Genomic DNA, 21266 nt, shown 5'->3' with positions numbered 1-21266 from the left:
AAAGGCCCGTAATCGGGCCTTTGCTGTATGTACTGAAGGGTATGGGATAAGCATCGCTGCCGTTAGGTAAGTAGGAAGCGGTTCAGACAGGCTTTGCTGTTTTAGCTTATTGCTGTTTTAGCTTATTGTTGTTTTAGCTTATTGTTGTTTTAGCTTATTGTTGTTTTAGCTTATTGTTGTTTTAGCTTATTGCTGTTTTAGCTTATTGTTGTTTTAGCCTATTTTAAGAGTTTCTATTATGTAAGACGAGGGGAGAACGGATTAACCAAATGATAAATAATTTGTAGAATAATGACCAGGCTGAAATATCATCCGAAAAGCCCAAAATCCTCGGAAATCCTCAGAAATTAAAAAAGCAGTGGCGGGTGTTGACCGCCAAACCGGTAAAGCAGTGATTCTACCCGTTAACATTCCGCCTAAACACAATATCAGGAGATAAACATGGCAGCCAATATGATGACAACTCCCAAATGGTACGAGCATATTACCAATGTAATTATCGGAATCACTCAACGATTTGACAGGGAAAAAAGTTCTAATGCCCTAGAGTATATTGATGAAAGGAAAGGTGTGCCGTTTGCAGCAATGGGACATATAACAAGTGATGTTTATGCTGCTGCTTCACATGCTTATCTGTTTGAGCATAACTTAAAAAAATTCAAACAATATGCTTATGTACACGGCAAACTTGTTATACTGGAAAGTATGGGGTATTTTGACCCGACTCCTTTCTTCTTTCCATGCGACATGTTAAATATCAGCAGGTTATCATTTCCCATGATCATGAGCGACAGCCCTCAATTGCGCGAGTTTTTGGTACGCAATATCGACAATATCGCCAATGATACCGAGAAATTTGTCGACCGCTACGATCTCAACCGCCATATGATGTACAACACCTTGTTGATGGTGGAAGGCAAGCAGTTGGACAGACTAAAGGAACGCAGTTTACAGGTGCTGGCCTATCCCACGCCCAGTAAATGGCTGCAAAAGCGGCTCGACGACTACCGTTTCTTTCTTGCCTTCGCCGAGCAGGATGCCGAAGCCATGAAAAAAGCCTTGGAACCATTGTTTATCAAAAAGAATGCGCGTGCTGCGGCCAAAGAGACCTTAACTTATTTTGACTTCTTTCTGCAGCCGCAAATCGTGATGTATGCCAAGATCGCCTCCATGCACGGTTTCGATTTGGGCATCGACCACGAAATCGCCCCGCGCGATTTGATCGTGTACGACCCGCTGCCGGAGAGCGAATATCAAGATATTTTCGATTTTATGAAGCAATACGATTTATCGTATCCCTATGAATATTTGCAGGATTGGGTGGATTACTATACGTTTAAAACCGATACGTTGGTGTTCGGTAAATAAAGCAAGCATATAACCAGACAACACAATGCCTGTCTGAAAAACGGTCTTTCAGACAGGCATTGTGTTGCGCCTATTATTAGGAATTGCTCTGTAACTTGGCCCGGTTTGGGCATTTGAAAAGCGGCATCCGTTTTAGGGCGCAAGGTTTATCTTGCGGATGGTGCGGTTATTTAGAATAGCTCTAAGCTTTTTATATGTCAAAATTATAGAATTTAGCATCATACGGAATTTTTAAAAGTTCTCATTTTGTTATCATTAATCTCTCAAATACTTCCAAAGTATTATTTCCCTTCACTCTTTCAGCTAGCCCTTTCACCTTATTTTGCCGCTGCTTCTTACGCTTTCTGCGCATATTTTTCTTGCGTGCAGTCATTTACACTTTTACCTGTCAAAAATCTTTTTAAAACAAACTTTACCGCTCCCAATCATTAACGGCTGTTTTTCAGACAGGCATCGGGTTCGATTGAATGCCTGTCTGAAAACCAAACCAAAAGGAACACTACCATGAAAATCAGAGCACAAGTCGGCATGGTTCTGAACTTAGACAAATGTATCGGCTGCCACACCTGCTCCGTTACCTGTAAAAACGTCTGGACTTCGCGCGACGGCGTGGAATATGCGTGGTTTAACAACGTGGAAACCAAGCCAGGCATCGGATTTCCGAAAAACTGGGAAGACCAAAACAAATGGAACGGCGGCTGGGTGCGCAAGCCCGACGGCAAGCTGGTGCCGAAGCAAGGCGGCAAGCTGAAGATTTTGGCGAACATTTTTGCCAACCCGAATATGCCGAAGATCGACGACTACTACGAGCCGTTTACCTACGATTACGAGCATCTGCAAAACGCGCCGAAGATGAAGACGCCGCCGACCGCGCGCCCTGTTTCCGTGCTCACCGGTAAAAAAATGGACAAAGTGGAATGGGGTCCGAACTGGGAAGACGATTTGGCGGGCGAGTTTGAGAAACGGGCGAAAGACGTGCTGTTTGAAGGCATTCAGAAAGACATGCACGCTGCGTTTGAGCAAACCTTTATGATGTATCTGCCGCGCCTGTGCGAGCACTGCTTGAATCCGACCTGTGTGGCTTCCTGCCCGTCCGGCAGTATTTATAAGCGCGAAGACGACGGCATCGTGCTGATCGACCAAGACAAATGCCGCGGCTGGCGCATGTGTGTATCCGGCTGCCCGTATAAAAAAATCTACTACAACTGGACTTCCGGCAAAGCGGAAAAATGCGTGTTCTGCTATCCGCGCATTGAAGCCGGCGAGCCGACCGTGTGTTCCGAAACCTGCGTGGGCCGCATCCGCTACTTGGGCGTGCTGCTGTATGACGCAGACAAAATCGAAAAAGCCGCTTCGGTGGAAAACCCGCAAGATTTGTATGAACAGCAATTAGGCGTGTTCCTGAACCCGCACGATCCCGAAGTGCAGCGCGAAGCCTTGAAACAAGGCATCAGCCAAAGCTGGCTGGATGCGGCGAAACAATCGCCGGTGTACAAAATGGCGATGGAATGGAAAGTGGCGTTCCCGTTGCATCCGGAATACCGAACCTTGCCGATGGTTTGGTACATTCCGCCGCTCTCTCCGATCCAATCTGCCATTGAAAACGGCTTGGTAGGAGAAAACGGCATCATCCCGAGCGTGGACGAAATGCGCATTCCGCTGAAATACCTTGCAAACCTGCTTACCGCAGGCAAAGTCGAGCCGATTAAACTCGCGTTGGAACGCATGATTGCCATGCGCCGTTTCAAACGCGGACAAGTGGTTCACGGCGAAACGCTGGCGCAAACGCTGGAAGGCACCGGCTTAACGCCTGAAATGGTGGAAGACATGTACCAAATCATGGCGATTGCCAATTATGAAGACCGCTTTGTGATTCCGACTTCGCACAAAGAAATGGTGGAAAACAGCTTTGGCGACAAAGCCGGCTGCGGCTTTACTTTCGGCAACGGCTGCTCAGGCGGCAGCAGCGAAGAAAGCCTGTTCGGCAAACGCAAAGGTACGCCGATTATTTTCCACGGTTTGCGCAAAGATGCGGAGAAAAACCGCGAAGAAGGAGTGCACTAATGAGCGCGAATCCTGTTTACAAATGGTTTTCCGCGCTGCTGTGCTACCCCGAGGCCGAGCTGATCGAAGCCCTGTCTGAATTTCAGACGGCCTTGGAAGAATGGCCCGAGCTGCAAGCGCAATCGGGCCGTCTGAAAAGCTTTTTAGACTATTTGAGCAGCCACAGCCTGCGCGAATTGCAGGAAAGCTACGTCGCCACTTTCGACCGTAACCGCAACCACGCGCTCTACATCTTCGAGCATGTGTACGGCGAAGACCGTGACCGCGGCAGCGCGATGGTGGACTTGCTGCAAGAATACCGCAACCACGGTTTCGAGTTGGGCAACGACGAGCTGCCCGATTACCTGCCCGTGTTGCTGGAATACTTGGGCCAAGTGCCGTCTGAACACGCGCAAAAACTCTTGGGCGATGCCGTGCACGTGATTGCGCACATCGGCGGCAAACTTGAGAAAAACGGTTCGCCCTATGCCGTGCTGCTGCAAGGCATTGCCGCCCTCAGCCCGGTACAGCCGCAACCCCTCATCGAGCCGCCCGTGCGCGATATGGACGAAGCAATGGAAACGTTCGGCCCCGATATTTCCGGCACCGAGCCGCTGTTGAAACCGAGCATCGAAACCGTACAGTTTTATCCTAAAGCCGCTTTTAAGACGGCCCAAACAGGAGCATAAACATGAATACCCTGCACCAATTCTTATTCGGCATCTTTCCTTACATTGCCCTCGCGATTTTCTTTTTCGGCAGCCTCGTGCGCTTCGACCGCGAGCAATACTCGTGGAAAAGCGAATCCAGCCAGATTCTGTACGAAGGCCAGCTGCGCTTGGGCAATATATTGTTTCACGTCGGCATCTTGGCCGTGTTTTTCGGGCATTTATTCGGCCTGCTCACACCTTTATGGTTTTGGGATGCGTTGGGCATTTCCCACGGAGCCAAGCAGATTTTCGCGATGGTAATGGGCGGCATCTTCGGCGTGATGGCGATGATCGGCTTGATTATCCTGCTGCAACGCCGTCTGAAATGCGACCGTTTGGCCGCCAACACCACATGGCGCGACAAACTGGTGCTGATTTGGCTCATCATCACCTTAGGCTTGGGCTTGCTGACCATCTTCGTGAGCATGGGGCATACCGACGGCCACGAAATGGTGAAACTGATGACTTGGGCGCAACACATCATTACTTTCCGAGGCGATGCGGCCAGCCATATCGAAGATGTGAACTTCTTGTTCAAACTGCACATGATGATGGGCATGGGATTGTTTGTGATTTTCCCGTTTACCCGCTTGGTGCATGTGTGGAGCGGTTTTGCCAGCGTCGCCTATTTAGGCCGCGCGTGGCAGTTGGTACGCCGCCGTTGATAGAATCATTTTGTTAGTTAAAGATATGCCTGTCTGAAAATGTTTTCAGACAGGCATTGCTATTTATGCTTCTTCTTTTTTGCTGATGGTCAGGCCGCTGAAGCCGAATAAGAGCGTTAATAAGAGGCAGAGATAGCAGAAAAATGCGTAAGGCAGATAGTCGATGACGGGCACGCCGAGGGCGTGGCTGATGAATACGCCGCACACGCTCCAAGGAACCAGCGGGTTAATAACCGTGCCGGCGTCTTCCAGAGTGCGCGAGAGATTGCGCGGATGCAGTTGCAGCTTGTCGTAAACCGGTTTGAATGTTTCTCCGGCCAGCATCAGGCTGAGGTATTGTTCGCCAATCAACACGTTTACACCCAAGGCGGTGGCGGCGACGGATAAAGTGGCGCGGCCGGTGGTGGTGAGCAGATGGCGGATGCCTTCGAGCAGGGCGGGCAGGATGCCGAGAGCATGCAGCAAGCCGCCCAGGCTTAAGGCGAGAATCACAATGGTTTGGGTGAAAAACATGCTTTGGATACCGCCGCGCGAGAGCAGGCTGCCGGTTTGCCCCAAGTCTGCGGCAGGTTTGTAACCGGCGAAAAACCAGCCGCCGATGTCGCTGATAGAAGGTGAACTGTGGATATAGGTAATGACAAGGGCGGTGGCGACAGTGGCGATAATCGTGTAAATCGCATTGATTTTACGCAGCGCCAGAATCACCAGTACGGCAAACGGAATAAGTGTGTAGCCGTGCACCAAGCCGCTGGACAACAGCTGTGTTTTCATGGCGGCGATGCTGTCGAGGTTGGCGGCGGATGGGTCGGCAAACAATATGAACAAAACCGCAGTGAGAATAAATGCGGGCACGGTGGTGTACATCATATTGCGGATGTGTTCAAACAGATCAATGCCCACGATGGAAGCTGCAATACCGGTGGTATCGGAAAGCGGCGACATTTTATCGCCGAAAAATGCACCGGAAACAATGGCGCCTGCCGTGATGGCGGGGTTGGCATGGAAAGCTTCGGTCATGCCGATAAAGGCTACGCCGATAGTGGCGCAAGTGGTCAGGCTGCTGCCGATGGCAACGCCGGTAACGGCAGTGAGCAGGAATGCGGAAAGGTAGAAATAGTCAGCCGAAATCAATCCGAAGCCGTAATACATCAGCGTGGGAATCGCGCCGGACATCATCAGCGCCGATACCAAAAGGCCGATAAAGAAGAACAGATAAATCGCGCCTATGCCCGACATCACGCCCTCGGCCATCTGTTTTTGCATGGCTTTGAAACACACCCGGCGGGCAAAGCCGAACATCATCAGGCCGCATAAAACAAGAATAATGGCCAAATGCGGCACCCATTCAAAACTGATAATGGTCACGCCCATGGTGGCAACGATGAGGGCGGCAATCAGCAAAGCTTCTTTCGGGCTGGTATGGATTAATGTTTTTTTCATGATGATTTGATTCAATAATGATTAAAGGTATAATCGGTGCAATGCCTGTCTGAATGTTTCAGACAGGCATTGTGTTTGCAGCATTCAGAAAAGCAGCCGCTCCAAGTCACGGCTGATCTCGGAAGGCTTCACGCTGGGAGCAAAGCGTTCGACTACATCGCCGTTACGGTTAACGAGGAATTTGGTGAAATTCCATTTGATGTCGCTGCCTTCGCGTTTTTCGCCGATTGAGGCGAGCTTGAGCAGCAGCTCTTTAAAGCTGCTGCCGCCTTTATCGTTTGGCTGCTGCGCTTTCAGATAGGCATACAGCGGGCTTTCGTTTGGGCTGTTTACATTGATTTTATCGAAAATTTTAAATTGAGTGCCGAATTTGGTTTGGCAGATTTGCGCAATTTCGCTGCTAGATTCCGGCGCCTGAGCGCGAAACTGGTTGCATGGAAAATCGAGGATCTCTAATCCCTGAGTATGATATTGAGCATAAAGCTTTTGTAATTCTGCATATTGCGGTGTGAGGCCGCAGCGGGTGGCGGTGTTGACGATCAACAGCACCTTTCCTGCATATTCAGACAGGCTTACATCATTGCCTGCTGCATCGCGCATGGTGAAATCGTAAATTGAGGCCATCGTATTTCCTTTGTTTGGATATTAAAGATCGCCGATGGTGGCAGGCTGCACTTCCAACGCGGCCGGATCGGTTTTGCGCACAAAGTCGAGCTGCTCGAATCGGGCAACTTCCTGCGCGGTGTCGCTGCGAGCGTGTTGGGTAAAAAGATCAAGGTAGCGTAGTTTCACGGTGAGCAAAACAATGCCGAGCATCACTTGCGGCCATTCCCGGCTTTTCGCATCGAATTCGGGCGCTTGGGGCAGGGCGCGCCGAATGGCATCCAAGCAGCGTGCCACCAGAGGATGATCGGCGCTGTTTTCGGCTTTGAAACGCACGAGCTTGAGCGCCTGAATGCTTATTTCAAGCAGGCTGGTGGCATAAGCGGTAACGGCCAAATCTTGTGGCGAAAGGGCATCTTGATGCAGGTATTGGCAGATAAGGTGTGCATTATAAATTGCTACGCCTGCGTCGGTTTCCAGCACGGGAATTTGACCGAACGGATTTTTCTCGGCCAAGTCGGCAGGGTTGTCCCACGGGTTGGTGAAATGCAGGCGTAAATCGTTTTGCTGCAATAAGAGTGCGCGTACCAAGCAGAGCCGGGCAAACGGGGAAGTGTGGCTGAGATAAAGCTGCATAGCTAACTCCTTTCAGACAGGCATGTTTTTAGGCAGGCATCGGCAGGTTTTTATTTGCTGCTGCTTAGGTGGCGCGCGCAGAAGCGTAGTGCGGCTTCGTAGCCGTACGTACCCAGGCCGACGATCACGCCTACGGCTTTATCTGAAAGATAAGAGTGATGGCGGAAGGCTTCGCGGCTGTGTACATTGGAAATATGCACTTCAACAAAGGGAATATCCACGCCGCAGAGTGCGTCGCGGATGGCGATGCTGGTGTGGGTGTAAGCGCCGGCGTTGATGATTATCATATCGGTATTGCCGCGTGCTTCTTGGATGCGGCTGACGATACCGCCTTCGCTGTTGCTTTGGAAGTGGGCGATGCCGAGGCTGAGTTCGGCGGCAACGCAATCGAGGTGTTTGCAGACATCGGCTAAAGTTTCCGCACCGTAAATATGCGGTTCGCGGGTGCCGAGCAGGTTGAGGTTGGGGCCGTTGATAACCAGAATACGCGCCATGATGCTGCCTTTACATGTGTAAAAAATACAGCAGCTATTGTAACTGATGGCTTTGTGCTTGGGAAAGGGATGAGGGTGTTTTGGTGTTTAAGGAAGGCAGGGCTAAAATAAAAATGCCGCTTGCAAAACAAGCGGCATTTCATGAACAGATTCCGATTATTTACGCAGACCCAAACGGCCGATCAGCTCGCGGTAAGTGTCGGGCTTGGTGCGGCGCAGGTAAGACAACAGGCGGCGGCGGGCGCTCACCATTTTCAACAAGCCGCGGCGGCTGTGGTGGTCTTTAGGGTTGGCTTTGAAGTGAGGGGTCAGATCGTTGATACGGAAGGTCAACAATGCAACTTGCACTTCAGAAGAGCCGGTATCGCCTTCTTTGCGTTGGAAATCTTTAACGATTTGTGCTTTTTGTTCGATGGACAGTGCCATGATAAAACTCCAAAAATAAATATGAACCTTGCGGTTCGGACAAGTTTGCCAAGCCGAAACCTGTGCAAACTCCTGAATCTGCCCGCACACGGCAAGCAGGGAGGTAATTATGTCATAAGTGACGGATTTTGCCAATATTTTGAATGAAATGCCTGTCTGAAATTAAAGCGGGGTTTCAGACAGGCATTCAATCAGGCATTTAAAAACTCAAGTAAATGCCGGCCGCCGAGCTTCAGTGCTTCTAAAAATACGCCGACTTCCTGCTGCTGGTTTTCTGTGTGGCTTATGGTAAACAGCCAGCCCTCGGGAGTGACGGTGTAGTTGATACCCAAGCCGCCCCGTGAGGTGGGCGCGAAAGCAAAATTGACGACGATGCTGTCATCGCCCACGGTTGAGGTGGATAGAAAATCGGTGGTGAAAGTTTGATAGCCTTCGTCTTTAAAAAATACGGGGTTGCGGCCGCATACTTTGGGAACCATCAATTGCAGGCCGAGCAGGTGGCGGTTGGCGCCGAGGCCGAGCTTGCTGGCTTTAATGCGCGCTTTATGTTCGACAAGGGCTGCGTTCAGCGCTTCTTGGCTAGGATTATCCTGCAATAAGGTGCTCACGAATGCTAGCGATTCTTCTGAAACGGGGCGCACGCATTCGGTGCGGCCGCTTTGGAAATGGCTCACGTCCACAGCTTCGTAAGTGTTACGGATGCAGCCGTAGGTGGTGAGTTGGGCGTATTGCAGAAGAAACTGCATCAGCGCATCTTGGCTGATGCCTTTGGGAATGCGTAGGCCGTTGAATGGTACGACAGTGCTGGCCACGCGCATTTGATTGGCTTGTTTGGCATAGTTTTGCTGCCATTTCGGCCAGTTTTTTTGCAACGCGGCATCCAGTTGCCATTCGTAGCGGTGGATGGCCGGGTGGGTTTTTTTACCGCCGGGGCTTGCCAGCTTGCCTGCTGCGAGGGTAACGATGCCTTTGAGCGCGCCGCCGTCTTCCCAAGTGTGTTCGCAGTGTAGAAACAAACGCTTGGTGGCGGTGTTGTAGCAGTAGGTGGTGGGTTTGTAACACCAAACGTTTTGTTGGGGTTGGAAAGTGGTGCGGGCGAGGTCGCTGTCGGCATCAAGATCTTCGTTGCTGATGCTGATGTGGAACAGGTCTTCTTCAATGTGCTCGAGCAGGCAGGCGTTGTCTTCTTGCTGATGCAGGATTTGGTATACGCGGGCGGCTTCGTTGCCGCCGAGATAGCAGGGCACGGCAATCGGATAGCTGTTTTGAACGGTATCGGCAAGGATGTGTTCGAATGCCTGTCTGAATGTTTCGGGATGGTAGGCTTCGAATTGTTCGTCGAGTGCGGCGATTCGATAATAGAAGCCGTTGTGTATCACGCCGATGTGGCGGCTACCTTTTGGGGAAAAATGGTAGCCGTCGACATCTTTTTGCGGAATGCGTGATGCGCCTTGCAGAATGGCCCATTGTGCCATACACACCGGGGTGCCTTGCGGGGTTTCCGGCACGGGTATGCGCTGATGATAATAATCAGCGCATACTGCGGCCAGAGCAGACGCCCACTCCGCCAAATCCTTTCCTTGGGTTTTAATGGCAAAACCCACGTTGCTTGCCAAAGGCAGCGGCGTACGGATGCGCAGATAGCTTTCCAACCAGGCATCAATCAACCAGCTGGTTTCGGCCTCGTCGGCAAACTGCTGCAATGCGGCCTGCAATTCTTTGCCTTTGCGTGATTTGAAATAGCGGGTAGTTGCTGCGGTTTTTTCATAGGCTTCATCGCTCAGCAGCGGGCGCACTTGTTTCAAATAGCGTTCGCAGGTTTCTGCCAGATCGGGTACGGGCAGGCGGGGTGTTTGGGACATTGGGTTCTCCTTTTTATTTGGCGCAGGCGCTAATGCCTGTCTGAAAAATGTTTAATCGTCTTTTTCAAAGAAAGCAAGTTTTATGACATAACATAAAAAGGCGATAACCAAAACCATCATCACGGTTTCGACGATGTTGTCATGAACGCTTTGGTTCCAATATAGCAATTTCTTTTCCATGGTTTACTCCTTGTCTTTTATCTGGGCAGGCGATACGCGGGGCACATCGCGGTTGAGCTGGCGCCAAAGCGCGGCAAACCATAAATACATAATGAACACAAACGGAAAGCCGGAAAACGAACCAACAGCTTTAATCCCTTCCATTTTGCCGGTGAAAATAACTGCATAGCTGATAAGTGTCATTAAGACAGCCCATATTACTGCGCGGAATTTGTTTTCGCGGCGTCCGTCGTTGCTGGTCATAATGCCCAGTGAAATGGCGGAACTGGTTACAGTGGTAACCACAAAGCCGAGGAACAGAATAACGGTTAGCGGTTTGGTTGCAAAAGACAAAGGCAGCATGTTGAGCAGATAATAGAACGTGCCTTCATAGTCGCCCTTATTGGCAATTTCAGCCAAACGTCCGGTACCTTCCACGGTATCGAGCAAACTGAAACCGGAGAATACGGAAAACCAGATTACAAGGAAGCCGACCGGCACCATAATCGAGGCAAACACGAATTCGCGTAAAGTGCGGCCTTTGGAAATTTTAGCGAGGAACACGCCCACAAACGGCGCCCAGGTAATCCACCATACCCAGTAAGCCATCGGATACCACACCACCCAATCGCGCTCATGAAACAAGTAAAGCTCGAAAGAATGATGAACGGTTTTAGTGAGGATATTGCCGATAGACACAATCAAATTGCTGAGGAAGTAGTGCGTCGGCCCGGTTAGGAATACAAACACCAGCATTACCAGGGACAATATCACGGTCATATCGCCCAGCCATTTCATGCCTTTATCAATCGGCAACACAGCACCTGCGGTGTAGAGGGAAGCAATAACGATCAGCACAACGGTTTTCCAGCCCATCGAATCAAAGGCCATCCCGGTGATGATTTTCAAGCCGGAAGAAATTTGCACGGAGGCCATGGCAATCGAAGATGAAACCGACATGGCAATCGACACAATCGCTATGCCTGTGATCATGATGCCCAAAGGCTTTGCCCATTTCTTGTGTTTGAAAGCATATTGCAGCGGTGCGGAGGGCGTACATTCCGTTTTATGCTGATACATAAAATATGCCATTACCAGCCCGCCGATGGTATAAAGCGACCACGCCGGAATGCCCCACACATGGAGCGCAAGGCTCATCGCATTTTCCACTTTCTGATACTCGGGCAAGTTTTCCGCCTGCACGCCGATAGGCGAATGATAATAGTGCCACAGCGCTTCAATCGGGCCGAAAAACACGATGCCCACACCGATGCCCGCGGTAAACAGCATATTCATCCACGAAAAAAACGAATATTCCGGCTCGGCATCCTGCCCGCCCAGTCGGATTCTGCCGAAACGGGGCGACAAAGCCACTATCATACCCACGGTAAAAGCCAAGAGCGGCAGCCACATAATCAGCCAGTCGAATTTAAGATAGAAAAACTTACTGATGTCGGCAATCGTGTTGGTAAGCAAGGTTGGGTTGACAACGGCTATCACCGCCAGAACACCCACTAAAAGAGCAGTCCATAAAAAATAATTAGGACGTTTGGGTAAATTTTCTTCGTTCGCAGACATACGCTAACCTTTTTTAGTTGGTTGATGATTTTTTTAAACCAAACAAACAAGTAAGACGTTTAGCGTAAGATTAAGTATTTTTTTATTTAGATTCTATAATGCCTGTCTGAAAAAACAAAGGTTTTCAGACAGGCATTATTCATTAGAATCTACGGTATTTGATATACGTTAATCTTCAATCGGTTTTTCCGCAGCTACCTTATCAATCAGATGTGAAATACTCATGCCGCGCTCGATGGATTCGTCATATTCAAAGTGCAGTTCGGGAATACGGAATAGCTTGATGCGTTTGGAAAGTTCGCTGCGCAGAAAACCTTTTGCATGTTCCAGCGCTTCGGCGGTGATTTCGCGGGTGGAATCGTCCAGCACGGTGTAATAAATAGTGGCGTGGCTGTAATCTCGGGTTACTTCAACTTCGTTGATGGTAATGAAACCCGCGCGCGGATCTTTCAGGCCGGTGCGTACAAGCTCTGCCATCTCGCGCATGATTTGTTCTTTTACGCGGTCAACGCGTGCGTAGCCTCTGTTTGATTTTTTCATGGTTGTTATTCCTGTGTTGATGCCTGCCTGAACATTTCAGACAGGCATTGAATTTGTTGCATATTATACTTCATTTTGAAGTGGATTTATTGAGAAACAAGCTATGGCTATAGTGAGTCTATTTCGAAACAGTACACTCGTCATACTCGGGCTTGACCCGAGTATCTTGTATTCCAGTGATGTTCGGAGATACTCAGGGCAAGCCCGAGTATGACGGCATTGTCTTTCAAATATTGTAAAAAACGCTAGGATTTTCTACATATAAGTGGTTTAACTATATACGAATGCCTGTCTGAAAAATATTTTCAGCAGGCATTGTTTATAGTAAATAAAGCCATATGCTTTTTAAGAATAATCAAATAAATCCGGTTGCTTATGCTCGCTGGTCACGCGCACATCGGTTTCGCCGTCGGCAAAAGTAATGTGCAGCTTTTGGCCTTGTTTCAATACGTTGGCACTTCGGATAACCTGCCCGCGGCTGTTTTTGACTACGCTGAAGCCGCGCTCCAGAATGTGTTGCGGCGACACGGCTTCGAGCAGTGCGGTTTGTTTTTCCAGGCGTTGTTGCCGGTTGCCAAACAGGTTTTGCCAGTTTTGGCCTAAGGCGGCTTGCAGCAGTAACAGGTTGCGTTCGGCGGTGGAAACATCAGGGCGCAGGTGCGCGAGGCTTTGCTGTTGCCGGTCGAGTTTCTGCGCGTTGAAACGGTAGCTGTTTTGCATCGAAAAGCGCAGCGACTGTTGCAAGGCGGCAAGTTGGTTGCGCTGCTCGTTCAGCTTTTGCTGCGGATGGCGGATTTGGCGGGCGAACCAATCGACGCGCTGGCTGGCATCGTAATACCGCTGTTCCAACACGGTTTTCAAGCGGCCTTGCGCTTGCGCGAGTTTGTGCAGCGATTCCAAACGGTTGGGGCTGACCAGTTCCGCCGCACCCGTGGGTGTAGGTGCGCGCACGTCGGCGACAAAGTCCGCCAGCGTAAAATCGGTTTCATGTCCTACGCCGCTGACCACGGGAATTTGGCACGCTTCAATCGCCCGCACGACGGGTTCTTCGTTAAACGCCCACAAATCTTCGATGCTGCCCCCGCCGCGACACACGATTAACACGTCCGATTCGGCACGCGCAGAGGCCGTTTGAATCGCTTGGGCGATCTGCAATTCGCTGCCCGCGCCTTGAACGGCGGTCGGGTACACAATCACGGGGATTTCCGGCGCGCGTCGTTTCAAAGTGCTGACCACGTCCCGCAAGGCCGCCGCCGCAAGGCTGGTTACGATGCCGATCGTGCGCGGATGGGCGGGCAGCGGTTTTTTGCGCTCCGCCGAAAACACGCCCTCGGCTTGCAATTTGGCTTTCAGCTTTTCATAGGCTTCGTAAAGCTGCCCCAAACCTTTCAGGCGCACTTCGTTCACGGTAATCTGAAACTCGCCGCGCGCTTCGTAAATGCTGATTTTGCCGGTCAGCTCGATATGGTCGCCTTCTTTCAAAGGGGCGGCCAACTTCGCCGCCGTGCCTTTAAACATGGCGCAGCGCACTTGGGCGCGGCTGTCTTTGAGCGAAAAATAGTAATGCCCGCTGGCGGCGCGGGTGAGGTTGGACACTTCGCCTGCCACCCACAGCCCGAACAGGTTGTCTTCCAGCAGGCTTCTGGCTAGGGCGTTCAATTCGGAAACGGAAATGGCGGCAGGAGCGAAGAGTTCGGACATGGCGGGGAAAACCAGTTAAAAAAGCGGATTATAAAGGGATGTCGGCGAATACAGAACGAAAGTGTATTGCGGCTGTGTCGTTTGAATGGTTTTGAAACAGCCTTGAACGCCTGTCTGAATCCTTTTCAGACAGGCATTCAAGATTTCAGCATATCAACGGCGGCGCTTGCTGCCGGGCAGGCGCATATCCGCCCACTTTAGCACGCCGGCCACTTCGGCCGGATTCAGCTCGTAAAACTGGCCGCGTTTCAAGCGGTTCGGCAAACCGATGGGGCCGAAGCCGACGCGCACCAAACGGCTTACAGTTAAGCCTTGGCTCTCGAAAATACGGCGCACTTCGCGGTTGCGGCCTTCTTTGATTACCACGTTATACCATTTGTTGGCACCCTCGCCGCCTTGCTCGTAGATGCGTTCCACTTTGGCCAAACCGTCTTCCAGCATCACGCCTTCTTCCGTGAGCATTTTCATCTGTTCGGTGGAAAGCTCGCCCAACACGCGCACGGCGTATTCGCGCTCGACTTCAAAGCTGGGGTGGGCGAAGCGGTTAACCAATTCGCCCGATGTAGTGAGGATTAACAGTCCGCTGGTGTTGATGTCCAAACGGCCGATAGCCACCCAACGGCTGCTGGCGGCTTGCGGCAGGCGGTCGAAAATGCTCACGCGGCCCTGCGGATCGTCGCGCGATACGATTTCGCCTTCTTGCTTGTAATAAAGAATGATGCGCGGCAGGCGGTCGGGCCATTTGAGCTTAATCACGTTGCCTTTAACGGTAACTTGGTCTTCCGGCGAAACTTTGTCGCCAAGTTGGGCGGTTTTGCCGTTGACAGTTACTAAGCCCTGCGTAATCCAGTCTTCCATTTCACGGCGCGAACCCACGCCCGATGCGGCAAGGGCTTTTTGCAGGCGCACCGGCTCGAAGCTGTCTAAATCGACACGTTTTTCTTTCAAATCGCGGGCGCGTTCCATGATTTTTTGATTGGGGTTGCGTACCACCAGTTTTTTTGCGCGGGAAGCCTGCGTTTTCGGCGCGGCGGGTTTATCTTCTATCGGGGAACGCTGCTTTGACTGATGCCTGTCTGAAACTTTAGTAGCTTTGGGCGCCGGTGTTTTCTTGCCTGAAGCGCTGTCGCGCCATTCGCGTTTGCTGATGGTTTTTTTACTGCTCATAAATATCTCCTAACGCATTTTCCTTTCGGGAAAACGGTTCTTCTGCGGCTTTTGCGGCAGGAAGGGTTGTTAAAAATAGATAAGGACGGGTTTCAGACGGCCTTTTATATCTGTGAGGCCGTCTGAAATTGATTCAGCCGTTTGCCAGATACTTGTATCCTACAAACAATGGCATTCGGCGATTTTGTCGGATTCAAGAATCCGACCTACTACTGCTTCTACAAAAGTATCGTCATACTCGGGCTTGACCCGAGTATCTTTTAGCTTACATAGATGCGGGATACTCGGGTCAAGCCCGAGTATGACGGGCATATCGTTTTTTCAAGTAAGGCCGTCTGAAATTAATTTAACCGTAAGTCGAATACAAGTATCTGACCTAGCTACTAATTCAGTACGGGCGGTTCGGGATGTGAATCGGTTTGCCCGGCTTCTGTTTCTTCTTCACCGCTTTCGGCAGGCTCGGTTAAATCGGGCAATACCAGCTCGCCCAATTCGGTGAGCGGCGGCAGTTCTTCCAAACTTTCCAACTGCAAATCGCTTAAAAACACATTGGTTGTCGCCCATAAAGCGGGGCGGCCGATGGAGTCGCGGTGGCCGATCACCTCAATCCAGCCGCGGTCTTGCAGCGTTTGCATCACATTTTGCGACACCGCTACGCCGCGTATGCCTTCGATATCGCCGCGCGTAACCGGCTGCTGGTAGGCGATAATCGCCAGCGTTTCCATCACCGCACGCGAATAGCGCGGCGCACGCTGTTCCTGCAAACTGCCCAACCGCTCGAATGCGGCTTGGGCAATCTGAAAACGCCAGCCTTCATGCGTATGCACCAACTGCAAAGCGCGGTTTTGCCAACGGGTTTTCAAGTTCGCCAGCACATCAATCAGCTTGTCGGGCGACAACGGCGGCACACACAACTCGCGCATGGTTTTTTCGCTGAGCGGTTCGGTTTGGGTAAGCAGCGCGGCTTCAATCAGCGCGTCGGGGGGGAGTTTGTCGGTCATGGTTTTTAGCTACGCAGAAACTTTGTTACTTTTGTTTTCAAACGACCTTATTTTCAGACAGGCCGTCTTTACAGTATGCTCAATAATGATTACTCCTCGCGCAAATTTAATGAGCTGTTATCCACTTTTACTACTAACTGTTTACCGCCTTTAAATGTTTCTTCTTCCATAAATTGCCAATTCGGATATGCTTCCTTAACAATTTTAATCCATGCAATCTTTTTATCTGTAAATAAAGTTTCTTTTCTTAAATCCGTTAAAACATTCGGATGTTTTTTCTGCATTTCTTGAATGATATTTTGCCATAAAGCCCAACCGTCGGAACGCTTATGTTTTTGATAAATTTCATCAAAAAACTTACAAGCTTCTAGTCTGCCACAATTAAGAGCATATATCTGAAGATGTTTATTAAATTTATCTAACCCGATATTAATATTTTTAATTACTTCATTTAAACATGGAATCAAATGGTTTTGTTTAAATCGCTCTGCCCGTTCATATTCTTTTTTTAAACGATTTAAAGTTATATTGTAGTCATTTTCCATTGAGGGAGAATGAATAAAACGGTTTCTATCCTCTACGACCTCTTTAAAATCTAACTCAAACTTTTCTTTGTCAACAAATATAATGGCCGGAATGTGATATGAGAAAGATATTTGGATTAATTCTGGTTTATCTAAATGCTCTTGGTGTTTGGGTTCGTTTGATGTTCTTTCAAATTGTATTAACAAGTTTCCTAAAGTAGCTTTATTCAGGTCTGATCGATTAGACCATATATCAACTTGTGGTTTTACTTCTTGATTTGTCGGCTGTTGTAAATAAAGAGTTTTACTGGAAATATAAATAATATGTTTAAATATTTGTTCAATCTCTTGATATTTTTGTAGATTTAATCCCATTTGATAGATGATTTTATTTTGAAAAATGTCAGATTGATGATTTCCCATTTTATAAATTCCCCTGATATATCATTTTTTATCATCGGCAAATAGTTTTTATAAATTAAAACAGTAGATTCTATTTTTGAGACGGTCTTTGTCCTTTCCGCTCCGCTTTTCTGGCTTCGCGGGCGGCTTTCAATTCGGCTTCTTTCTGTTTGCCTTTTTTGAGCCATGTTTCCCATTGGTTCGGCGTTTCAAGCGTGATTCTGCCGATGTGGCCGTCGCGGAAATCGGTGAGGGTGTTTTCGGCGGCTTTTTGGTAGTTGATGCGGCCGCCGCTTAACACGGCGCCGCGTTTTTTGGCAATCCATTCGAGCCAGTCGGTGTCGTTCCAATGGCTACTGGGGTCTTTGTCGGCTTGGTAACGTGCCTGCAACAGGGGCAGGTAGTGGCGGCGCAGGTAGTCGAGCAGTTCGAGGGCGACTTCTTCTTCGTCTAGTGCATTGCGGCCTACGGCGCCGCTGGCGGCGAGGTTGTAGCCGCTTTCTTCTACAATGATTTTCGGCCACAGCATGCCGGGGGTGTCGTAGAGCCAGAAGTCGTCGGCGAGAAACAGGCGTTGTTCGGCTTTGGTGATGCCGGGTTCGTTGCCGGTTTTGGCAGATTTTTTGCCGATCATGCCGTTTATCAGGGTGGATTTGCCGACGTTGGGAATGCCGCAGATGAGTACGCGCAGGGGTTTGTCGACGCCGCCGCGGTTGGGCATCATGTTGCGGCAGGCGCGGGTGATTTTGGCGGTAGCGCCTTGCTCGGAAGAATCGAGGGCGATGGCTTGGGTGTCGGGCCGGCTGTTGTAGTAATCGAGCCAAACGGCGGTGCGTTCGGGGTCGGCAAGGTCTTGTTTGTTGAGGATTTTGAGCTTGGGTTTGCCGCGCGAAAGTTGCGCCAGCAGGGGGTTTTCGCTGGAGGCGGGCAGGCGGGCGTCGAGCATTTCAATCACCATATCGACGCTTTTGATGCGCTCGGCGATGGCTTTTTTCGCCTTGTTCATGTGCCCGGGGAACCATTGGATTGCCATGTCTGCTCTTTCTGGGTTGTGTTTCAGACAGGCCTAAATTTAAGTTAGGCCTGTCTGAAAAATAAGGGTGGGTTTTATGCATTTCAGGCAGCCGGTTTGATGGGCTGCCTGATTGTGGATGGCGATTATAGCATATTGTTTTATTGTGGTCTTTCAGGCAGGCATCCGGCGAAATTTAGGCCTGTCTGAAAAAGGATTGTTAGCGGTCGGCCAAGTTCTGGGCTTGGCGGTGGCGAACCAATACTTCGTATTGCTCTTGCAACAGCTTGGACAGTTGTTCTACAACATACACGGAGCGGTGCTGGCCGCCGGTGCAGCCGATGCCGATGGTAACGTAACTGCGGCTTTCTATTTGCATGCGTGGCAGCCAACGTTGGAGGAATTGGTTAATATCGTTGATCATTTCCTGGGCAAGCGGTTGGTTGCCGAGATAATCCTGAATGGGTTTGTCCATGCCGGTGAAAGGCCTGAGCTCAGGGTCGTAATGAGGATTGGGCAGGCTGCGCATATCGAATAGGAAATCCGCATTGTTGGGTACGCCGTATTTGAAGCCGAATGATTCGAGGATAACCAACAAACCTTCGCGCTCGATTTTCAGCCATTGTTGTACGGAATAACGCAGCTGCTGGGCATTCATTTTGGATGTGTCGATGCAGTAAGCCATCTCACGCAAGGGATATAGGATTTCACGCTCTTGCTGAATGCTTTCCAATACGGTGAATTTCTGCCGCGCCAAAGGGTGGCTTCTGCGGGTTTCGGAAAATCGGCGGATGAGAATTTCATCCGATGCTTCGAGAAAGAGTATCTCTACCTGATGGCCTTCTTTGCGTAGCCGCTCGATTTGGCGCGAGGCTTCAGGGGTGTTTAGGTGGGAACGGATGTCTACGCTGATGCCGAGATTTTCGGTGTTGCCGCGTTTGAGGTGGAGAGCCATCAGTTGCGGCAACATTTCCAAAGGCATGTTGTCGACACAGTTATAGCCGACATCTTCCAGCACTTTGAGTGCAACGGATTTGCCGGAGCCGGAGAGGCCGCTAATCAGAACTATCTTCATGATGGAGTGCATCTTCCTTCAGCATAGTTTGGTGCCGTTCTAAAAATTCTTTGGTGCTGTTTTTACCGCGCAGGTTGAGGATATAGTTGCGCACGGCTGCTTCCACCAATACGGCCAAGTTGCGGCCGACTGCGACGGGCAAGGTTACGGAGCGGATGGTTACATTTAAAATAGATTCGGTTTCGGTGCGTATGCTCAGACGGTCGAGCTGCTTCATGTAGTCATCATCTGCGGCAACCAAGTTAATGATAAGCTTGAGGTTTTTGTTTGGACGGATGGATGTTTCACCAAAAATATGGCGGATATTGAGTACGCCCAAACCGCGCACTTCCAAAAAGTCGCGCAACATAGGAGGGCAGCGGCCTTCCAGTGTTTCGGGGCCGGTGCGGTGCAGCTCTACTGCATCGTCGGCAATCAGGCTGTGGCCGCGGGAGATGAGTTCAAGCGCCAATTCGCTTTTACCCAAGCCGGAATGCCCTGTAATCAACACGCCGATTTCGAATACGTCAAGAAATACGCCGTGCTTGATGGTGGATACGGCCAGCGCGCGTTGCAGGTAAATACGCAATACGTCCATCAAATAAGGGCTTTCCAACTTGGTGGTCAGCAGAGGGACGTTATTGGTATGGCAGTAGTCGCGCAGCATCGCCGGCACACTTAAACCGTTGGCAACGATAAAGAGAGAAACGTTTAAGTCGAAAATCTGTTGGAAGCCGGCAGGAGGAGGGGTGGTTTTGTCGCTGCCAAGTTTTTCAAGATATTCGACTTCGGCCACGCCCAATACTTGAACCTGATTGGGGTGGATAAAATTCAAATGGCCGACAAGCGCCAATACGGGCTTGTCGGCATCTATGCTGATGCGGTTGTCGGCGCCGGCGGTTCCGGCCGACCAAACCAGTTGCAGTTTGTGTTGGTTGTCTTGATAAAGCCTGCGTACGGAGATACTGGGCATAGGTGATTTTATTCTGCGGAAAAGATGGCCGAAACTTCTTCTGGGGTTTGTGCAGACATTAGGGCCTCGCGCACGGATTTAGAGGAAAATTTCCCGGCCAGTTTGGACAATACTTCGAGATGTTCGCCGGTAGCGTTTTCAGGTACCAGCAGGGCAAATACAAGGGAAACGGGTTTGCCGTCGGCCGCATCAAAGGCGACAGGCTCTTTGCAGCGTATGAATGCGCCGACTGCTTTTTTTACTGAGGCGTGGCGGCCATGCGGAATGGCTACGCCCTGACCCAAGCCGGTGCTGCCCAGTTTTTCGCGTTGAAACAGACACTCGAAAACATGTGTGCCGGATAAGCCTGATTCTTTTTCAAGCAAAGCTCCGATTTCTTCAAACAGACGCTTTTTACTGCTGATTTCTACGTCTAATTCGATATGCTGCACAGGCAGGATTTCAGCAATTAAGCTCATAAATTTCTCTTCGTTGGACAAAGCAAAACAGGGGCGATTGTACCGAGTGTTAATCGGAATCTCAATCTTTGAAGGTGATTTTACATTCAAATTTTGGCTAGGATTTGTAAAATTATTTTTTAAATCATTATGTTGACTTAGGTCGTTTACCCGAAAAAAAATCCGTTTGTCAAAGCGGTTGTCCGAATGCATTTTTCAGACAGGCATACTTATTTTAATATGGGGGAAAAGGCTTTTTTTAAAGATTAAAGAACGACATAAAACGATTTTTGAATTGTTTTAACAAAACTGATGAAAACTGGTGTCAACTTTGCTTTTCCGTTACAATCGGTGGCTAATCAAAGTTCTGTTTGTAAAGTTTCAAATAAATCATTGGGTTGAGGTTTGATCTGGATGGTTTGGCGAGGGTTTGCATATTTAGGGCTGTTGATATGGGCTTAAAAATCCGCT

The 21266-nt window shown here is 49.8% G+C and carries 22 protein-coding genes; 4 read left to right on the top strand and 18 right to left on the bottom strand.

Annotated features, from left to right (window positions below; translation table 11 throughout):
* Nucleotides 1-441: 441 nt before the first annotated feature.
* The 4 genes from AKG09_RS09765 (at nucleotide 442) to narI (ending at nucleotide 4786) form a co-directional block, all read left to right on the top strand.
* The gene (locus AKG09_RS09765) at nucleotides 442-1368 is read left to right on the top strand and encodes an immunity 49 family protein (RefSeq protein WP_054619259.1); all 927 of its coding nucleotides are present in this window, start codon (nucleotides 442-444) and stop codon (nucleotides 1366-1368) included.
* Nucleotides 1369-1872: 504 nt separating this feature from the next.
* On the top strand, nucleotides 1873-3432 hold the full coding sequence (gene narH, locus AKG09_RS09760; RefSeq protein WP_054619258.1) for a nitrate reductase subunit beta: 1560 nt from the start codon (nucleotides 1873-1875) through the stop codon (nucleotides 3430-3432).
* Nucleotides 3432-4100, top strand: coding sequence for a nitrate reductase molybdenum cofactor assembly chaperone (narJ, locus tag AKG09_RS09755; RefSeq protein ID WP_054619257.1), 669 nt, complete (start codon nucleotides 3432-3434; stop codon nucleotides 4098-4100). Before narH ends, narJ begins: the two co-directional genes overlap by 1 nt.
* A gap of 2 nt (nucleotides 4101-4102) precedes the next feature.
* Nucleotides 4103-4786: a respiratory nitrate reductase subunit gamma gene (gene narI / locus AKG09_RS09750; RefSeq protein ID WP_197272144.1), complete on the top strand. Its 684-nt coding sequence runs from the start codon at nucleotides 4103-4105 to the stop codon at nucleotides 4784-4786.
* Between the two features lie 63 nt (nucleotides 4787-4849).
* Here narI and nhaC read toward each other — a convergent pair whose 3' ends face one another.
* From nhaC to ptsN, 18 genes are all read right to left on the bottom strand, one after another.
* Nucleotides 4850-6226: a Na+/H+ antiporter NhaC gene (gene nhaC / locus AKG09_RS09745; RefSeq protein ID WP_054619255.1), complete on the bottom strand. Its 1377-nt coding sequence runs from the start codon at nucleotides 6224-6226 to the stop codon at nucleotides 4850-4852.
* A gap of 84 nt (nucleotides 6227-6310) precedes the next feature.
* Complete coding sequence (locus AKG09_RS09740; RefSeq protein ID WP_054619254.1) at nucleotides 6311-6850, bottom strand: glutathione peroxidase; 540 nt, start codon at nucleotides 6848-6850, stop codon at nucleotides 6311-6313.
* A gap of 21 nt (nucleotides 6851-6871) precedes the next feature.
* The gene (locus AKG09_RS09735; protein WP_054619253.1) at nucleotides 6872-7465 is read right to left on the bottom strand and encodes a glutathione S-transferase N-terminal domain-containing protein; all 594 of its coding nucleotides are present in this window, start codon (nucleotides 7463-7465) and stop codon (nucleotides 6872-6874) included.
* A 50-nt stretch (nucleotides 7466-7515) separates the two neighbouring features.
* Nucleotides 7516-7959, bottom strand: coding sequence for a type II 3-dehydroquinate dehydratase (gene aroQ, locus AKG09_RS09730; protein ID WP_054619252.1), 444 nt, complete (start codon nucleotides 7957-7959; stop codon nucleotides 7516-7518).
* A 156-nt stretch (nucleotides 7960-8115) separates the two neighbouring features.
* A complete protein-coding gene (rpsO, locus tag AKG09_RS09725; RefSeq protein ID WP_040666955.1) occupies nucleotides 8116-8385 on the bottom strand; it encodes a 30S ribosomal protein S15 in 270 nt (89 codons plus the stop codon).
* 191 nt (nucleotides 8386-8576) lie between these two features.
* Complete coding sequence (locus AKG09_RS09720) at nucleotides 8577-10247, bottom strand: choline/carnitine O-acyltransferase (RefSeq protein WP_054619251.1); 1671 nt, start codon at nucleotides 10245-10247, stop codon at nucleotides 8577-8579.
* A 51-nt stretch (nucleotides 10248-10298) separates the two neighbouring features.
* The gene (locus tag AKG09_RS12345; protein WP_255351141.1) at nucleotides 10299-10427 is read right to left on the bottom strand and encodes a hypothetical protein; all 129 of its coding nucleotides are present in this window, start codon (nucleotides 10425-10427) and stop codon (nucleotides 10299-10301) included.
* A gap of 3 nt (nucleotides 10428-10430) precedes the next feature.
* On the bottom strand, nucleotides 10431-11984 hold the full coding sequence (locus AKG09_RS09715) for a BCCT family transporter (RefSeq protein ID WP_054619250.1): 1554 nt from the start codon (nucleotides 11982-11984) through the stop codon (nucleotides 10431-10433).
* Between the two features lie 168 nt (nucleotides 11985-12152).
* Nucleotides 12153-12524 (bottom strand): 30S ribosome-binding factor RbfA, encoded by a 372-nt coding sequence (gene rbfA, locus AKG09_RS09710; RefSeq protein ID WP_054619249.1) that lies wholly within the window; start codon nucleotides 12522-12524, stop codon nucleotides 12153-12155.
* A gap of 345 nt (nucleotides 12525-12869) precedes the next feature.
* On the bottom strand, nucleotides 12870-14225 hold the full coding sequence (gene xseA / locus AKG09_RS09705; RefSeq protein ID WP_054619248.1) for an exodeoxyribonuclease VII large subunit: 1356 nt from the start codon (nucleotides 14223-14225) through the stop codon (nucleotides 12870-12872).
* A 153-nt stretch (nucleotides 14226-14378) separates the two neighbouring features.
* A complete protein-coding gene (locus AKG09_RS09700; RefSeq protein ID WP_054619247.1) occupies nucleotides 14379-15392 on the bottom strand; it encodes a pseudouridine synthase in 1014 nt (337 codons plus the stop codon).
* A 159-nt stretch (nucleotides 15393-15551) separates the two neighbouring features.
* Nucleotides 15552-15704: a hypothetical protein gene (locus AKG09_RS11945; RefSeq protein ID WP_156320834.1), complete on the bottom strand. Its 153-nt coding sequence runs from the start codon at nucleotides 15702-15704 to the stop codon at nucleotides 15552-15554.
* 71 nt (nucleotides 15705-15775) lie between these two features.
* Entirely contained in the window at nucleotides 15776-16393 is a 618-nt protein-coding gene (locus AKG09_RS09695) for an SMC-Scp complex subunit ScpB (RefSeq protein WP_054619246.1), read from the bottom strand.
* 89 nt (nucleotides 16394-16482) lie between these two features.
* Nucleotides 16483-17340 carry a hypothetical protein gene (locus AKG09_RS09690; protein ID WP_009116368.1) on the bottom strand — a complete coding sequence of 286 codons (858 nt, stop codon included), beginning with the start codon at nucleotides 17338-17340 and terminating at the stop codon, nucleotides 16483-16485.
* A gap of 70 nt (nucleotides 17341-17410) precedes the next feature.
* A complete protein-coding gene (ylqF, locus tag AKG09_RS09685; RefSeq protein WP_054619245.1) occupies nucleotides 17411-18352 on the bottom strand; it encodes a ribosome biogenesis GTPase YlqF in 942 nt (313 codons plus the stop codon).
* A gap of 199 nt (nucleotides 18353-18551) precedes the next feature.
* The gene (gene rapZ / locus AKG09_RS09680) at nucleotides 18552-19406 is read right to left on the bottom strand and encodes an RNase adapter RapZ (RefSeq protein WP_054619244.1); all 855 of its coding nucleotides are present in this window, start codon (nucleotides 19404-19406) and stop codon (nucleotides 18552-18554) included.
* Complete coding sequence (gene hprK / locus AKG09_RS09675; RefSeq protein ID WP_054619243.1) at nucleotides 19387-20358, bottom strand: HPr(Ser) kinase/phosphatase; 972 nt, start codon at nucleotides 20356-20358, stop codon at nucleotides 19387-19389. Before hprK ends, rapZ begins: the two co-directional genes overlap by 20 nt.
* An 8-nt stretch (nucleotides 20359-20366) precedes the next feature.
* Nucleotides 20367-20816 (bottom strand): PTS IIA-like nitrogen regulatory protein PtsN, encoded by a 450-nt coding sequence (gene ptsN / locus AKG09_RS09670; RefSeq protein WP_054619242.1) that lies wholly within the window; start codon nucleotides 20814-20816, stop codon nucleotides 20367-20369.
* Between the last annotated feature and the right edge of the window lie 450 nt (nucleotides 20817-21266).

Origin of the sequence: Neisseria sp. 83E34, assembly GCF_001308015.1 — a bacterium.
GTDB lineage: Bacteria > Pseudomonadota > Gammaproteobacteria > Burkholderiales > Neisseriaceae > Neisseria.
Note: the sequence above shows the minus strand (reverse complement) of the source record. Positions and strands in the feature narration are given on the sequence as shown.